General features: G+C 59.4%; 12 protein-coding genes and 1 pseudogene. 7 read left to right on the forward strand and 6 right to left on the reverse strand.

Translation table 11 applies throughout. The features are described 5' to 3' along the window. Positions 1 to 2: 2 nt before the first annotated feature. The 6 genes from C5748_RS19805 to C5748_RS19830 all read left to right on the forward strand — a co-directional run bounded on the left by C5748_RS19805 (position 3) and on the right by C5748_RS19830 (position 8,540). On the forward strand, positions 3 to 1,835 hold the full coding sequence (locus tag C5748_RS19805; protein ID WP_105743670.1) for an ABC transporter ATP-binding protein: 1,833 nt from the start codon (positions 3 to 5) through the stop codon (positions 1,833 to 1,835). A 43-nt stretch (positions 1,836 to 1,878) separates the two neighbouring features. Then, the gene (locus C5748_RS19810) at positions 1,879 to 3,414 is read left to right on the forward strand and encodes an ABC transporter substrate-binding protein (RefSeq protein WP_105743671.1); all 1,536 of its coding nucleotides are present in this window, start codon (positions 1,879 to 1,881) and stop codon (positions 3,412 to 3,414) included. A 57-nt stretch (positions 3,415 to 3,471) separates the two neighbouring features. Next, complete coding sequence (locus tag C5748_RS19815) at positions 3,472 to 4,395, forward strand: ABC transporter permease (RefSeq protein WP_105743672.1); 924 nt, start codon at positions 3,472 to 3,474, stop codon at positions 4,393 to 4,395. A gap of 4 nt (positions 4,396 to 4,399) precedes the next feature. Further along, positions 4,400 to 5,257 carry an ABC transporter permease gene (locus tag C5748_RS19820; RefSeq protein WP_105743673.1) on the forward strand — a complete coding sequence of 286 codons (858 nt, stop codon included), beginning with the start codon at positions 4,400 to 4,402 and terminating at the stop codon, positions 5,255 to 5,257. 30 nt (positions 5,258 to 5,287) lie between these two features. Further along, entirely contained in the window at positions 5,288 to 7,036 is a 1,749-nt protein-coding gene (locus C5748_RS19825) for a M14 family metallopeptidase (RefSeq protein ID WP_105743674.1), read from the forward strand. Positions 7,037 to 8,114: 1,078 nt separating this feature from the next. Beyond that, positions 8,115 to 8,540, forward strand: coding sequence for a hypothetical protein (locus C5748_RS19830; RefSeq protein WP_105743675.1), 426 nt, complete (start codon positions 8,115 to 8,117; stop codon positions 8,538 to 8,540). A gap of 182 nt (positions 8,541 to 8,722) precedes the next feature. Here the strand turns inward: C5748_RS19830 and C5748_RS19835 are convergent, their stop codons facing one another. From C5748_RS19835 to C5748_RS19850, 4 genes are all read right to left on the reverse strand, one after another. Beyond that, positions 8,723 to 10,018, reverse strand: a complete 1,296-nt coding sequence (locus tag C5748_RS19835) for a D-alanyl-D-alanine carboxypeptidase family protein (RefSeq protein WP_105743676.1) — start codon at positions 10,016 to 10,018, stop codon at positions 8,723 to 8,725. A 397-nt stretch (positions 10,019 to 10,415) separates the two neighbouring features. Continuing rightward, on the reverse strand, positions 10,416 to 11,618 hold the full coding sequence (locus C5748_RS19840) for an NAD(P)/FAD-dependent oxidoreductase (protein WP_105743677.1): 1,203 nt from the start codon (positions 11,616 to 11,618) through the stop codon (positions 10,416 to 10,418). Positions 11,619 to 11,630: 12 nt separating this feature from the next. Continuing rightward, a complete protein-coding gene (locus C5748_RS19845; RefSeq protein ID WP_105743678.1) occupies positions 11,631 to 13,631 on the reverse strand; it encodes a LodA/GoxA family CTQ-dependent oxidase in 2,001 nt (666 codons plus the stop codon). Positions 13,632 to 13,762: 131 nt separating this feature from the next. Beyond that, the gene (locus C5748_RS19850) at positions 13,763 to 14,053 is read right to left on the reverse strand and encodes a twin-arginine translocation signal domain-containing protein (protein ID WP_105743738.1); all 291 of its coding nucleotides are present in this window, start codon (positions 14,051 to 14,053) and stop codon (positions 13,763 to 13,765) included. A gap of 325 nt (positions 14,054 to 14,378) precedes the next feature. On the opposite strand from C5748_RS19850, the pseudogene C5748_RS28980 reads away from it, so the two are divergent. After that, positions 14,379 to 14,567: pseudogene (locus C5748_RS28980) on the forward strand (IS630 family transposase); the annotation flags it as partial. Between the two features lie 41 nt (positions 14,568 to 14,608). Here C5748_RS28980 and C5748_RS19855 read toward each other — a convergent pair. Then, the gene (locus tag C5748_RS19855; RefSeq protein ID WP_105743679.1) at positions 14,609 to 15,196 is read right to left on the reverse strand and encodes an RES family NAD+ phosphorylase; all 588 of its coding nucleotides are present in this window, start codon (positions 15,194 to 15,196) and stop codon (positions 14,609 to 14,611) included. Continuing rightward, positions 15,193 to 15,912 (reverse strand): antitoxin Xre/MbcA/ParS-like domain-containing protein, encoded by a 720-nt coding sequence (locus C5748_RS19860; RefSeq protein ID WP_105743680.1) that lies wholly within the window; start codon positions 15,910 to 15,912, stop codon positions 15,193 to 15,195. Before C5748_RS19860 ends, C5748_RS19855 begins: the two co-directional genes overlap by 4 nt. Positions 15,913 to 15,954: the final 42 nt, after the last annotated feature.

Raw genomic sequence — 15,954 nt, forward strand, 5'->3', positions numbered from 1 at the left:
GCGTGACCGATACCGTATCTGCCCCGCTTTTGGCCGTGGACGATCTTTCCGTTGAATTCGGCTCGTCGCGGGTCGTGGAGAATTTGAGTTTTTCGGTGCGCGCGGGGCGCACGCTCGCCATCGTCGGCGAATCGGGTTCGGGGAAATCGGTGACATCGCTTTCCATCATGCGGCTTGCCGACATGATGGGCGGGCGGTTTGCGACGGGGCAGGCGCTGTTCGAAAGCCGCAAGGGACGGATCGATCTGACGACGGCGACGCAAAAGACCATGCGCGGCATTCGCGGCAAGGAGATCGCCATGATCTTCCAGGAGCCGATGACGTCGCTCAATCCCGTCTTCACCATCGGCAACCAGATCGCCGAGGTTTTGATGCTGCATGAGGGCATGACGAAAGCGGCCGCGCTTGGCGAGGCGGAACGGTTGCTCGCCATGGTGCGCTTGCCGGATGCCGCCGAATTGCTTGGCCGCTATCCGCATCAGCTTTCCGGCGGAATGCGCCAGCGGGTGATGATCGCCATGGCGCTCGCCTGCCGGCCGAAACTGCTGATTGCCGATGAGCCGACCACCGCGCTCGATGTCACGATACAGGCGCAGATTCTCACCATCATCCGGGAGTTGCAAAGCGAACTCGGCATGGCCGTGATCTTCATCACGCACGACATGGGCGTCGTTGCCGAAATGGCCGACGATGTGGTGGTGATGTGGAAAGGCAGGAAGATCGAAGAAGGCCCGGTTGCCGAGATATTCGCCAATCCACGGCACCCTTACACGCAAACGCTCCTGGCCGCCGTGCCGAAACTCGGCAGCATGAAGGGGCAGGATTTCCCAAAGCGTCTGCCTTTGACGATCATGGACGACGAAACGCCGCGGCTGGTGGGCGGCGAACATCTGCAGGATACCGCCCGCTATGGCGCTTCGCCGGTTTTGTCGGTGCGCGATCTTGTCACCCGTTTCGACATCAAGAAAGGCATTTTTGGCGGGGTAACCCACCGTGTGCACGCGGTCGAGAAGGTCAGCTTCGACATTTATCCCGGCGAGACGCTGGCGCTGGTCGGCGAATCCGGTTCCGGGAAATCCACGATCGGGCGCACCATCCAGCAATTGCAGCACGAAACATCCGGCGCCATCCTGTTCGACGGGCGTCCGGTCTCCTCGATGAACGGCATCGAGCGCCAAAGGCTGAAGCAGGAAATCCAGTATATTTTTCAAGATCCGTTCGCGTCGCTCGATCCGCGCAAGACGGTGGGCTTTTCCATCGCCGAGCCGATCCGGACCCATGGACTGATCCACGATGGCAAGGCCATTCAAAAACGGGTCGACGCATTGCTGGAGCGGGTCGGGCTGACCAGCGCCCATGCCCGACGCTATCCGCACGAATTTTCCGGCGGTCAGCGCCAGCGCGTCTGCATCGCCCGCGCGCTCGCCTCCAATCCGAAGCTGATCATCGCCGATGAGGCGCTGTCGGCGCTGGACGTTTCCATACAGGCGTCAATCCTCAATCTGTTCATGGAGCTGCAGGAGCAGCAGGGCCTGGCCTATCTGTTCATCAGCCATGATATGGCGGTGGTGGAAAAGATGAGCCACCGGGTCGCGGTGCTTTATCTCGGGCAGGTGGTGGAGATCGGCACCCGCCGGCAGATATTCGAAACACCGATGCATTCCTATACGCAGCGCCTTCTTTCCGCGGTGCCGGTCGCCGATCCCTCACGGGCCCGCGACCGCTCCATGCTGGAGGGCGAGATACCCAGCCCTGTTCGCCGGGTCGGCGATGAGCCGGTGATTTTCAGCCGGACGGAAATCGCGCCGGGCCATTTCGTGGCCGACGCGACATGAAAACCAATCTCAACCAGAGATGATTGCAACAGGAGCATAGACAATGACAAAGACAAAAAGGGGAATTCACGCCGCACTTCTGGCGCTCGGCCTGGCCGGATCCGGCCTCATTCCGGCGCCCGCCTGGGCGGCTGGAACATTGACCGTCTCGTCGCCGCAGGATCCGGGCAGCTGGGATCCGATCGACACGTTTCTGGTCAATTGGGCCTCGGTCGCCACCAATATCTTTGATGGTCTGACCTACCGCGGACCGGATCTGAAGCTGGTTCCCGGCCTCGCCACCAGTTGGGAAGAGCTGGACGAAGGCAAGCGCATCCGCTTTACCCTGCGCGAGGGCGTCAAGTTCCACGATGGCGAGCCGTTCGATGCTGAGGCGGTCAAGTTCACCTTCGACCGCCTGCTTGGCGAAGAAGGCAAGAAGGGTCCGCAGCGTTCCAATTACACCGCGATCGAGCGGGTTGAAATCATCGATCCCAAGACGGTCGATTTTCATCTCAGTGCGCCGGATCCCGTGCTGTTGACCAAGCTTGCCGGCTATGGCGCGATGATCGTGCCGCCGAAATATATCCAGGAAAAGGGCGATGACTATTTCAACGCCCATCCGGTCGGCACCGGACCGTTCAAATTCGTTTCCTATGAACCGAAGATCGCCATCAAGCTGGAGGCTTTTGCCGACCATTGGGGCGGCGCGCCGAAGCTCTCCAATCTCGACTACCGCTTCATTGCCGAACCGGCGACCGCCGTTGCCGAACTGCAGGCCGGACGGGTCGATCTGGTGATCCCGCCGACCATTCCCGTCGGGATGATCCCGACCATCGAGGGCGATCCGAAGCTCGAAATCATCAGCACCACCGGGCCGACGGTCTATGCGCTGCGGTTCAACACCAAGAGCGGTCCGACCGCGGATGAACGCGTGCGCAAGGCGCTGATCCTCGGCATCGACCGCGACGCCATCATCAAGTCCATCCTTGGCGGCCAGGCGGAACCGATCGCCAGTTTCCAAAGCGCCTTGTCGTTTGGCAACGACCCCGAGATGAAGCCGCTGCCCTATGATCCCGAACAGGCCAAGGCCCTGTTGAAGGAAGCAGGAATCGCCGCCGGCACGACGCTGCAGATCGATGTGCGCGGCAATGACGCGACCTTCAACGAAGTGTCTCAAGCCATTGCCAGCTACCTGCAGGTCATCGGCATCAACGCCACGATCAAACCCTATGACACCAATGTGCTTTTGAACGACATCATTCCCGCCGGCAAGACCGGCGCGATGTTCGAGCAGGCGTGGGGCGGCTGGACGCTCGACTACGACAACACCGCCTATGCCCTGTATCACTCAGGCGAAAAGTGGAATCCCTATGACAGCGATCCCAAGCTCGATGCGCTTTTGGAATCGCAGCGCTCCATCACCGACCGGGCCAAGCGTGAGGAAATCCTCCAATCCATCGCCCACTATACGGCGGATCGAGCCCTGGAAATTCCGCTTTACAGCTACAATGCGATCTTCGGCGTGAGCAAGCGCGTGAAGAATTTCACGCCCGTTCCAGACAGCCGCCTGCGGCTGACGGATGTCACTGTCGAATAACAGCATCTGCCTGCCGTCCGGTTGCGGACGGCAGGCGCTTTACCGAAGGATAAGGGATTGGCTGGCTTTCTCATCAAACGCTTGTTGCAGGCGGTGTTCGTCGTCATCGTCGTGACGCTGACCGTCGCCTTTGCAATCCGGCTCACCGGCGATCCGGCGCTGATGCTGACGCAGGGCTCCGGGAGCGTCACCGAAGACGATCTCGTGCGCATTCGCGAAGCGCTGGGACTGAACCAGCCATTTTTGGTGCAATATCTCAACTTCCTCAAGGGGCTGTTCACGCTGGATTTCGGGCGCAGCTTCCTTGGCGGGACACAGGTTTCCACGTTGATCGCCAAGGCCTTGCCCGCGACCTTGCTGCTTGCCTTCTCCTCCCTGATCGTCTCCATCGTCATTTCCATTCCGCTCGGCATCAAGGCGGCGACATCGCGCGGCAAATGGCCCGATCAGCTCATCCGCATTCTCTCGCTTGTCGGCCTGTCTTTCCCCAATTTCTGGCTGGCGCTGATGCTCGTGCTGCTTTTCGCCATCAATCTGAGATGGCTGCCTCCGAGCGGGATGAGCGGTTTTGAAAGCTTCATCATGCCGGCGGTGACGATGGGCATCATCCTGACCGCCACGAATATCAGGCTGGTGCGCACCACCATGCTGGAAACGCTGAACGCGCAATATATCATGGTCGCCCGCGCCAAGGGGCTGAGCGAGAATGTCGTCCTCTACAAACATGCCCTGCGCAATTGCGCCATTCCGTTGATCACCTATTTCGGGTTGCAGTTCGGCGCGCTCCTGGGCGGCATTGTCGTCGTTGAGCGCGTGTTCAACTGGCCCGGCCTCGGCACGCTGGCCTTCGACGCGGTGGGCGGGCGCGACTATCCGGTCCTGCAGGCGGTCATCACGGTTCTGTCGCTGCTGATCATCGGCGTCAACCTGCTCGTCGACATTGCCTATGGCCTTGTCGATCCGCGCATCAGGACGGAGTAGGCCCATGTCCGCCACCACCGCTACCCCCTCCCGTTTTGCCCGTTTCCGCAGCCTCGAATTCATCCTTGGCGCCGTGCTGGCCGGCGGCATGTGCCTTGCGGTTATCTTCTCCGGCTACATCTTTCCAGGCGGCGGCGAGAAGATCGATCTGACGGCGCGGCTGCTGCCGGCCTTTACCACATGGGCGCATCCATTCGGAACGGACCCGCTGGGACGCGACGTGCTGGCGCGGGTGATCAGCGGCGGCAAGATTTCCTTGCAGGTCGGCTTCATCTCGGTTGCCGGCGCAGTGGTCATCGGTGTGGTGATGGGGCTGATCTCGGGCTATTATCGCGGCTTCTGGGACATGGTCGTCATGCGCTTTGCCGATGTGCAACTGGCCATGCCGTTCATCCTCCTCGCCATCACCTTTATCGCGATTGCCGGAGGCGGCCTGACCAACATGATCATCTTGTTGATCGTATCGCAATGGGTGCAATATGCCCGTGTCGTGCGGGGCTCCGTGCTCTCGCTGCGCGATCGCGAATTCATCCTGTCGGCCCGCGCCATCGGGGTGCGGGACCATCGTATTTTGTTTCAGCATCTGCTGCCAAACCTGATCGGCCCGGTCATCGTGCTGATGACCCTCAACGTGGCCACCAATATTCTGCTTGAAAGCAGCCTGACCTTCCTCGGGCTCGGCGTCGATCCGCTGATCCCGAGCTGGGGCGGCATGCTGGCCGATGGCCGGACCTATCTGCAAAATGCCTGGTGGGTCAGCGTCTTTCCCGGCCTTGCCATTCTCCTGACCGTGCTCGGTCTCAATCTCCTGGGCGATTGGCTGCGCGACAGCCTCGACCCCACGGGACGAACATCTGGATGATGATGCCACAATGATGGACGCGAACACGAAATGACATTGATTTACGATGGCGGGTTCGACCGCACGCTCGACCAGCTTCTGGCGCGCTATGGTAAGGAGCAGGCGCGCGGCACACGGCTGGAAGCGTGGCTGTTCGATGATGCGCCGAACCGCCGCGCCGCCGAAGCGCGGCTCCTGGCGTTCGGCGTTCATGCGCGCCTGCACAGCGCCTATAAGCCGCTTCTCCACTTTTTCCTCGAAGAGGTCGATCTGGCGGCGCTCAAAAGCATCGCCATTGCCTATCCGGTGCACGAAGCCTGTCCGCAAAACCGCTTCCTGCTGGAAACCTATCCGCTCGCCGCCTTGACCGGAACGGCGCGGCTGTCTTTCGAACCCGGCAGAACCGACGCGTTCATGTACGATGTGGCGCTCGTTTACCACGATGGCCGCACCGCGGACCATGCCGTCTTCGCCCCCAATCGCAGCCACACCGATTTCATCGGCGAAACGCTGATCTCGCCCACCGGGTGGATCAAACTGGATGGTGAGCTTGAAGGCGCGCGCATCGAGACGGATTACGAAAAGCTGTTCGTGACGGCCATGCGCGCCATCACGGATCATGACTGGGGGGATAGCGAGCCCTATTTCGACGAGCTCAATATCCGCGCGGCCCTGCCGCTATCCGACCGCAAACTGCCTGTTGGTGAAGAGGTCATCAGCCTGCGCGAAGCATTGCACGAGGATGTCTATTTCTCGCTTCTCGAAGTGTTTCAGAAAAAGTCGGGCCGGCCGCTTGGCGACCGCGGCCTGCAGCCGGGCCAGATCATCCCGGAAATCGTTGAAAGCAGCGGTTCCGCAACACTGAGGATCGAAACCCGCGCGCTCGACAAGACGCAGGCCGCTGGTGCGTCGCAGCATCTGGCCACCGCTTCCGCGCCGGTCACCTTTTCTCAAGTTCACGACGAACTGGCGAAGATCTCCGGCGAAACGTTCGAGGCGCGGTCCCGCGCCGGCCGGGTGGTCGCGGCCCGCTATCATCCCGGCGCCGACGCCGCCATGATGATCAGCGGCGGACAGCATCCCAACGAAACCACCGGCATCGTCGGCGCATTGCGGGCGGCACAGGCGCTCAGCCTTCGTCCGGAAGCGCATTTCACCATTTCGCCACTGGAAAATCCGGACGGCTATGCGGTGCACCAGCGCCTGCGCGGCGACAACCCGCTGCATATGCATCATGCCGCACGCTACACCGCTCTCGGCGACGATCTCGAATATCGCACCGGCGCAGATCTTTATGAAAAGGCGGTCCGGTTTGAGGCGCAGCGCCTGAGCGGCGCCAGGCTGCACGTTAACCTGCATGGCTATCCCTCGCATGAATGGACACGGCCTTTATCCGGCTATGTGCCGCGCGGCTTTGCCATGTGGACCTTGCCCAAGGGCTTTTTTCTGATCATGCGTCATCAAAGCGGATGGGCGCAGGCCGCCGAGCGGTTCATCGATGCCGTCACAAGCCGGCTGGCGGCGGTCCCGGGGCTCATCGCCATGAATGAAAAGCAGACAGGCCTTTACGAAATCCACGCGGGCGAGACGGGCTTTCGCATCATCAACGGTTTTCCCTGCATGATCTCCGTCGATGATCGGCACGACGTTCCGCTGACACTGATCACCGAATATCCCGACGAGACGATATATGACGAGGCTTTCGTTGCCGGCCACACGGCGCAGATGGAAACGGTGCTCGCGGCATATGATGCGCTGCAGGCGGTTTTGGGGGCACAGGAGTCCGTTCCCTCGGCGTGAAAACGCCGACGGAAAAATTCCGTTATATCCGGCCTGTGATTGTGGCAGGCCGAGAGTCGCTGAATTGGCGAAGATCGTGGTTCGCCTGACGTCGCGTGTATTGCTCTGGACCAAACGGCCGTTGGACATGACGGGGAGGGGTGCAATTGAGGATGGCGGAGCGTTCAGTTCTGGTCACGCGCACGATAACATCATGGCCTCCAGATAGTGTTCAACACATGCCGCGCGGTTTCACCGGACAACGCCTTAAGCAAGGCTGCCACGTTCACGGTATCCTGATCGCACATTGCCGCGCCTTGTCTCGGTCGATCACGTTCTTTGGTCAACCAGCTGCCAGCAAGCCTCTCAATTGCAAAGCGATCAGCTGCCGAACGCCTCTCGGATCATAACGCTTAATCGCCGGCGCTATCGACGTCAAAACGTGGGGAGGGGCAAACGGTTCTTCGATAACCTGCAGTCGCAGCGCCCCAGGCGCAGCGAGAACGTGCGTAGCGCGTAGAAGGGGCTGGTTTGGTTTCCCGCACATTCCGGCAAAAATTGTTCTCAGCCGCGAGGGACCGGAAGAGGAGCTTTCGGCGGCATCCGCATAGCACAATCATGTCGAGGAAGATGGGGGCGTTACGCGATGGGAATGACGCTTGAAAAAGGGCCTCCCACTGCCGAACAATGAAAATCGAAACAGTGGAAGAGCCGGGATCAAAGAGCATTGGATGACGGATCAATCCACCGGAGTATCTGAACCGAAAAAGCGCAAGCACGCACGTCCACCTTTAGACAGGCTGATCTTGTCCGTGCGCTCAAGGCCGCGAACCGTGGCGGCCTGGACGTTGGCCGCGTCGAGAGATGGATCCCGTGACCAGCCATATCGTCCTTCTGGCGCATCTCGCCCATCTGAAGGGGTTCCCACCTTCGGGCGACATGCCTTGGCTTGATCCGATGGATCTAGCGGGCGCGACTGCGTCAGGTGCGGGCCACACGAAGACCGGCGGGCGAGTTTATGGGTTATGCCTGCGGCCGCATCGTGATACTCTCGAAATATTGCAGTTTGAAACAAGGCGTGTAGCCTGGAGGAGAAACGATGGCGAACAATCAAACCGTGTCACAACGATGGGAGGCCTATCTGCCGTCCAAGACACTCTGGTTCTGGTCCGTTGCCGGCGCCGTGGTGTTGACGATGATCGTCGGCTTCACGGCCGGCGGCTGGACAACCGGTGGGACAGCGGCGGAAATGGCGGCAAAATCCGCACGCACGGCGCGGACCGAACTGGTCGCCAACCTGTGTGTCGAAAACTTCGTCAACGCATCTGGCGCAAGCCAGAACCTGGCGACGCTGAAGGAAATGTCTTCCTACAAGCGTGACAACTTCATCGAGGACGGTGGCTGGAACAAGCTTGCCGGCATGCAAAAGGATGCTCCCGGCGCAGCCGATCTGTGCGCGGGCAAATTGACGGCAATGGACACGATCCCTGCGCGCAATGTTTCTTCGGACCAGACGAGCGGCTGATTGCAAGGCTCGGATATTTCACCCGGCAGCCTCGTCCGCCGGGTGGACGGTCACACGGAACGCGCCCATATCGGTGCCCCGCAGTTGGGCGCGCACCGTTTCCCCAATTGATCGCTGGCGGGAAGGCCGCTCAACGGTCCGTGGCCTTGACGTCCGAACCAAGGACGCCCGGGCCATCGAATCTACTGGATCACCGCGTAGCAATCTATGTCTTTGCGCGCCAGTCGCTTGCATGTGCGCCAAGCCTCCGACTTGCTGTCGAAGCTCGCATATCGGGCGCGGTAATACACATTGCCATCCTTTCGGAAGGGCTCGACAAGGGCAGACGCGTCCGCAAGCATCTTCGGCGCCTTGCGGGCTGCACGGGAAAGAACCTCACGGGCCGCGGCCTCGCTTGGCAGCGATCCAACCTGGATGACCCATTCACCCTTGTGTGTGGAAGCGGTATTGATGGGATCGACGGCATCGGACGACCCGACCTGTTGGCCGACAGCCATGTCGTCCGTGGCGGCGGCGACGAGGACGGCGCGCGAATCGTCGGCGCGAGCAGGATTCTGCGCCGGAACAGGTATCATTGTCTTGGGAAGCGCGAACGCGACCAGCGCGCTTTCTCCGCCGCGGTCGATCCTGAACCGATCAGGACCTCTGGAAGCCTTGGGCAGATAGCGGCTGATGAGTTTCCTCATCTGGGCATCCCGGCTCCTGGATGTACGTCCGCCCATGACCACGGAGACGATGCTGCGGCCCCGGGCCTCGACGGAAGAAACCAGGTTGAAACCCGACGCACGGGTGTATCCCGTCTTGATCCCATCCACACCCTTGACCCGGCCGAGCAGATTGTTGTGGTTGCCGAAGCGCCGACCTCTGTACTTGAAGGATCGGGTTGTGAAGTAGCTGTAATAGCGCGGATGGTGATCCCGCAGCGCCAGGCCAAGGCGCGCCATGTCGCGCGCCGTCGTCTTTTGGCGTCTGTCGGGCAATCCGTTGGCGTTCCTGAACGTGGTGGAGTTCATTCCCAACTGCCGTGCTTTTTGCGTCATCATCCGTGCGAAGCCGGCTTCCGAACCGCCGAGGAACTCACCGATGGCGGTCGCGGCATCGTTGGCCGATTTCGTCACGAGCGCCAGTATGACCTGTTCGACCGTGATGGTCTGGCCCGGCCGCAATCCCAATTTGGACGGAACCTGGCGGGCCGCATGGCGCGACACCGGTATTTTCGTGCGCTTTGAGATCTTGCCGCTCTCCAGAGCGTCGAAGACGAGATAAAGCGTCATCATCTTGGTGAGGGATGCCGGATAGCGCGCAGAGTCCGCGTGATTGCGGTAGAGCGTCTTGCCGGTTTTCGCGTCGATGACGATGCCGGCATATTTGGCATTGGCCTGCACGGGGGAAGCAGAGGCGGAGCACAATACGAAAACAATCGAAACCCCCAGGGCGAATTTCAACCATGAGGTCGATAAACCGACAAGCTTCTTCATTGACTGCTGCACCTGTCCGCAATGCTACTCGTGAAATCCGGCCGGACGATTCGGCCACGCGGTCGCGAAGCTAGTCGGGCACCGTTACCAATTGGTAATCACATTGCTAACGAGCGGAGTCAATTTGCGCCGATCCTCCAATTTCTGGCGCGCATGCGGGCTTCCTGGAAACGAGAAAATCCGAGCAACAAGCCGCCGGACCTGATCTGGGAGGCGCAGCCGGACGTCAGGACATATGATCAGGGCCCGATCGACTCGTCGGACATCCGCCTACCCACCGCGGGTTTTCCGGGTTACTGGCAAGCGACAGAAATGTTCGGCAGCGTCCACAAAACCAGGTCAGCTCCAGATCGTGACCAATGCGTCGGATTGAACCTGGCCCACCCAACGGGGTAGGTCACCGCTGCCGATTGGCTTCATTCGCCGGCTGCCGCCGACGTTGCCAGAACGGCTGATCAGACCAGCGGGGCTGGAGGCGATAGTAGAAGTCTCGTTGCGACAAATATGTTTGCCAGAGTTGGCGCTGTTGCTCATCGTATTGATGGATGTACGTATTGCCGCGGCCCAATCCCGCCGCGTCCTGCGGGCGGTCCGTCAACGCGTAATGGATCATGTGTCCGGCGTGGCTGGCCGTCCTGAGCGCTTTGTCGATGCCTTGCGACGACAGCGGATCATAGGCTTGCGCCGCATCGCCCACCGCGATCCAGGCGTCACCGCAGAAGTCTCGCAGTCGCTGGCTGTTGGCCGGTGCGCCCCGGATTTTCCCGGAAGGGCGATAGCCCCTGGCTTTGAGCAGTGGTGCGATATGCGTCGAACCGTCCAGCAGCTGATCGAAACCTTGCCGTGACACAGCCAGTCTCGCTGCGGGCAAATCCTTGTCGGAGTGAAAAACCACCAATCGCCCGGTTTCGCAGCCCTCAGGGCTTGGCAAGCGATTGCTATACCACCAGCCGTCTGGCGTGGCCTCGATCCTTGTATAGCGGTCATCATCCTCGCCGGCGCAGGAAAACCATTGCGCATAGGCGAACAGCCGGTCGTCGTCATGGACGGTCGGGACACCGAGCATCCGGGCTACAAGTGCCTGCCGACCAGAACAGTCGACAAGATAACGGGCGCGATCCTGCCGCATTCCTGCATCTGAGGTGAATGTCAGCTTCCAATTGAAAGGACCGTCAGCGATACGCGCGCAAGCGCGCAAACTGACACCCTTGAGGAGGGTTGCACCGGCGCGAACCGCATTGGCGCGCAGGGCTTCATCGAAAGCCAATCGGTCGATGCACAGGCCGTGGCCCGACGGCGTGAAGAAAAAGTCGGCGATATCGGCCTGCTCGCTCGCCCATAGCGAGACGTTGCCGGTCGTGCTGAACAGGCCGGTGAGTTGCTGTTCCGGACCTTGCACGTCTCCAAGGAAGTGTTTGACCAGACCGATCGATGCCGGCGGCAAGGACTCGCCGAGCTTGAAGCTGGGGGATTCCCTTTTTTCCACCAACAGCACACGCTGGCCGTACTTGGCCAGCGTGATGGCGGTTGCGGATCCCGCAGGTCCGGAGCCGACAATGACGACGTCCCATGTCGTATCGGTCCGGCCGGGTTGCGACATCGGCGGCACGAATTATGTTTTCTTGGCCGGCGGCTGGTTCAGCGCCGGATCACGCTCTTGTTCGACGAATACGATCTCACCGTTGTCCTTCAGATAGCTGCCGTCGGCATTCTTGATCGGCAGCACCATCCCCAGTTTTGACCAGGCATAGGCCATCTGGTTGTAACCATCGGTGGATGATAGCGGCTCGCCCTGTTCATCATATCCGCGGAACCATTCCTTGTAGGTTCGGGTCTGGTTCGTCTTGTCGTATGCGAAAACGATATCCGGCCGCTGAACTGGCCACCACGCCTGATTGCAGGACCAGAAATCGCCCTGCCACGGGCACGACATATAGGCAGCAAGCGAACCGGGCTCGATGCCCTGATTGACGCGGAACGCCTCAGCGAAATTTTCCCGATAGATGATCAGATAGGGGATTTCGATGCCGGGATGGAAACCGCCGCCGATGGTGGGCTCGAGCGCCGAGGCGTCCAGCGCGTGCGGCTGCTCAGCCAACGGTAACAATCCAAGGGTCAGGGGCTTTGGTGGAACGCCGACGTCGAAGTTCCCGTCGGCCCACTCCTTCAAGTGATTGAGTTGCAAATCGGTAAGGCTCAGGAACTGGTTGGGAAAGCTATTGCCCAATTGTTTATTCTGCTCCGGCTTGCCCGCGGTACCCCACAGCTTGGGCATCTTGTAGTCTTCCTCGTCGCGCTTGAATTCATCGTTCTTCCAGCTGGTCGGGCGCTCCGGTGGTGGCGGCATCAGCGAATCGACCAGTCGCCCGCTCTTTCCGGCCGCATGCCGCATCAAATCATAGACCATCTGCCTTGACGACTTGCTGTTCTCGCTCGGATCGATGAAAGCGGTCATGTATTGGCTGTTGAGCAAGTTACCCGGCTGCTTCGGACCATGAGCGGCATCCTTGGTTTCCTTTGTGACGCCCGCAGCCTCGGCACTCACCCAGCCATAGTTAACCGCATTGGCGAAGATCGGATAGACATCGCGGTAGAAGTTCGTCTTCTGCTTGGCGTAAGGGTAGCTTTCAGGGAAAGCCTCGTAAACGCGATCCAGAATCGACACGACGTGGTACATGTGAGGTGCAAATTTCGGTGCCGAAGTGACGATCCACGCCCCTGCACGCGGATTCCTCGTGCCTTCGTCGGTCGCCGATTTCACGTTGTCGCGCGTGCTCAAGATGGTGCCATCGCTAAGCGTGACCGTGACATCGATTTCACCACCGCACGTGTCGTCCCACCATCCCGGAATGTTGAAATATGCAAACTGGTTCGTCAGCGGGTTTTTACCGTCATCGGGACCGTTGGGCGGGTTGACCGTCGCGCTCGGGTTCGACAATTCCACCTTGGGCGTCGTGACGCATTCGCTTTTTCCCGGCGCCGCAACAAACAGCAGGCGGTCCTTGGAATCGAGGCGAAGTTGCCCCAGCTCAATACCGGTGGCAGGTTTGTAAGTGACCTCAACCTCTTTCGACGGGTCCTTCGGCGTGAACCCCTCGAAGCGCAATTGGCCAGGCAACATCCCTTTTGCAACACCGGTGAAAACATCGCCTTTCATGACGACCGGGCCGGCCTGCCCGGAGGCGATCGTATGCACACCGGGATCGATGATCAGCTTGTCACGCTCATTTGGCTTCATGCCCGGCTGGATGGACGGGTTTCGTAACTTGCTCGGGTCAAACAGATACGCCCCCTGAAATGCATAATTCGCCGGTTTCATGTTGCGGACATGAACCCGCCAGCGAATGGATTGGACGAGGTCCGACCCGGAATTGAGCTCGGCTACGACCTTGCCATCGGCATCGTAGGCATAGATCCGATATCGCTGCGCCTGGCGTTTCAGCCGCGCTGCGCTATCCCTGTAGGTCCCGCCGTCTGGCCCGGGGCCATTGCTGCCACCTGGATCGACCACGATGCCCGGCGCTTCGGGGCCAATGTAAAACTCGTCACTATCCCCGAGGCGAGCAATGCCTATACCAGGGTGGATGCGAATGCTGTTGATCTTCCCGGCCACCGCTTGATCTCCACAAATTGGTTTTAATAATTCGGCTTCGAAAGAGCACCTCGGTCATTGATGCCCAGCTATTCCTGACGCCATAGAGAACGACAATCTGCGAACGGAAGAAGACGCGAAGCCCAGATTGCTCAGAGAGAGGACCGAACGATCTTCCAGTCCAGCAAGTCTTTGGAGGCGACCGCGTACCGGTTTCCAAGATGTTCGATGTCGGCGTAAGTCAGGCCATCCGATTGGGCGTGGGACTGTATCGAGAATCCACCACCGAAGCTCGCCTTGATCGATTTCTCGATGGACGCGGTGCCGGAGGCCGGTGCGCTGTACGCCTTTTCCTCCCCTTTCGCGGCGCTGCCGCTGCCCAGCAGCAATAGGACAGAGGACGCTGCGCATCCCTTGACGAAGTCTCTACGCTCGATGTTCATGTTCGGTGCCCTTGGTACTAGCGCCCCTGCCTCAAAAATCATCGTGAAACAGGTTTCCATTGGAGGTATACTACGATATGGAATTTAAGATGTAGTAAAATTTGAGATACAAATTATTCATAAAATTGGTATCGATTGATAAATGCTTTTGATGGGCCAAATTGTACTTATCAATTACCCTGAGATGGTGCCGATTATGCTTATTTTGTGTTTCATCAACGAATATTTCCCCCAATGGGGGTCAATATTCCATAGCGATTGACAACCAAATACGGGTTCTCAGCAAAGCCAGCCAAAGTCATCAGCGCTTCATGAAGATCGCTCCGGCTTCTTCACAAAACTGACACGCCGACGTTTGAAGCCCGGCGTCTTTCATTCCGTTGTTGCTGCAGGCCGCCATATCAACCGCTTCGTCATGGGTAGAACCAGTCAACCAAAGCCGTTCATCTGGAAAGCCGACCTCGATGAGATGATCGCAGCAGTTAAGGATGAGCACAAAATATCGAGAGCTGTTGCTGTGACCCCTGCTGGGGCAAACCTCTGGCTGTGCCGTTGCTATTGTCTCTTTATGATCGTGATGTGAAGTCCCTCGATGACCGACGAAAGGCAGCCGAGTTCGGGAAGGTTCGTTGCCGGACTATCGGCATCGAGACTTGTCTCGACAGCCCGATCGTAGACAGCGACGCATTGCTTGTTCGTGATGCGTGACATGTAGACAATCCCGTCGAGGTTGGTTTGGTCATAGACTCTCTGACTGAAACGCCTGCCCGCGGTCTGTGCCTTCGCACGGACTGCATCGGTTGAGACACCTAACAGGCTCGCGCCCTCATACCGCAGGTCGAGCAGGAGGAGCGGGCGGGAGTTACGAACACTTGTGACGGAATAGCGATCGAACTCCTCGTGCAGGAGCAGGCGCTCGGAGTTCCCTTCAAAACGATCACGGATGATGGTCTCTGCGATCGCCGTTTTGACATCCTGAGCCAGATACAGCAGCTTGAATTTGTCCCGGGGGCTCGAAAAGCGTGTCCTGCCCAATCCCATACCAAGCGGATTGTTCGCATGCTCTCGGGCGAGGATGCGCACATAGTCATCGACGCGAACCCGAACGACGAGTTTCCGCAGTATCCGCTGATCGAACGTCATTGGGCGGCGAAATACGCCGTGGCGGCATCGACAACTTCATCGACGCGATCTTGCTTCAAGAGTTCGATCGGCTTGCGTCCACCTAGAACGGGATTCTTTTGACTCAGCCAGAGCCACGCGGTGCGTTGAGCCTTTGCAAGCCGAATGATCTCCCGAATACCGCGCACAGGCCGACCATCAATAAACTGCTCGACAGGATAGACATGTTTCCGGACCCCTTTGAGCAAGCCAATTACGTCGCCCTCGTGTTGCCAACGGTTGAGGGACGAACGGGCCACGCCATACTCTCGGCTGAGCTCGGTAGCGCCAGCCACTGTCCCCGCCCAGTCCTCAAGCTTCCGGTATACGGCAATCGCAGCCAGGGCATTCTCGCCCTGTTCTGACGTTACAATGGCACCCAGGCCTTCACCTTTCGAGGACTCTATTTCGTCGGGACCATCGAAGGCCATCTTGGCGCGACGTTCGCGTCCGAAGCTCTCCACCACGCGGCGGATGCGCTGCGTGAGTTCAGCGCTGTGGCTGTTGAGTTCCTGGCACCTTTCCGCCGGAAGGCCGACAATAACGTCTGCAACTTCGCCAGCGATGAGAGCCGATAAAGCTAGCGAACCGGGGCCGAACCCCTTCTCGGATTTGAGGGCATTTGAGACCTTGGCGGCTACACGATCGGCGATGTCTTTCCTGTCGCGACGTTCGGAATGAGCGTTTGAGTTGACCATCGCAGGCACTCCCTGAAAGTTTCAAGATAAATATAGGTCATG

The organism is Phyllobacterium phragmitis, assembly GCF_002980495.1.
GTDB lineage: Bacteria > Pseudomonadota > Alphaproteobacteria > Rhizobiales > Rhizobiaceae > Paramesorhizobium > Paramesorhizobium phragmitis.

Coding starts and splice junctions, on each gene's coding strand:
- C5748_RS19820 (WP_105743673.1), top strand. CDS start 4,400: ATGTCCGCCACCACCGCTACCCCCTCCCGTTTTGCCCGTTTCCGCAGC.
- C5748_RS19850 (WP_105743738.1), bottom strand. CDS start 14,053: ATGAACATCGAGCGTAGAGACTTCGTCAAGGGATGCGCAGCGTCCTCT.
- C5748_RS19855 (WP_105743679.1), bottom strand. CDS start 15,196: ATGACGTTCGATCAGCGGATACTGCGGAAACTCGTCGTTCGGGTTCGC.
- C5748_RS19825 (WP_105743674.1), top strand. CDS start 5,288: ATGACATTGATTTACGATGGCGGGTTCGACCGCACGCTCGACCAGCTT.
- C5748_RS19810 (WP_105743671.1), top strand. CDS start 1,879: ATGACAAAGACAAAAAGGGGAATTCACGCCGCACTTCTGGCGCTCGGC.
- C5748_RS19835 (WP_105743676.1), bottom strand. CDS start 10,018: ATGAAGAAGCTTGTCGGTTTATCGACCTCATGGTTGAAATTCGCCCTG.
- C5748_RS19830 (WP_105743675.1), top strand. CDS start 8,115: ATGGCGAACAATCAAACCGTGTCACAACGATGGGAGGCCTATCTGCCG.
- C5748_RS19840 (WP_105743677.1), bottom strand. CDS start 11,618: ATGTCGCAACCCGGCCGGACCGATACGACATGGGACGTCGTCATTGTC.
- C5748_RS19860 (WP_105743680.1), bottom strand. CDS start 15,912: ATGGTCAACTCAAACGCTCATTCCGAACGTCGCGACAGGAAAGACATC.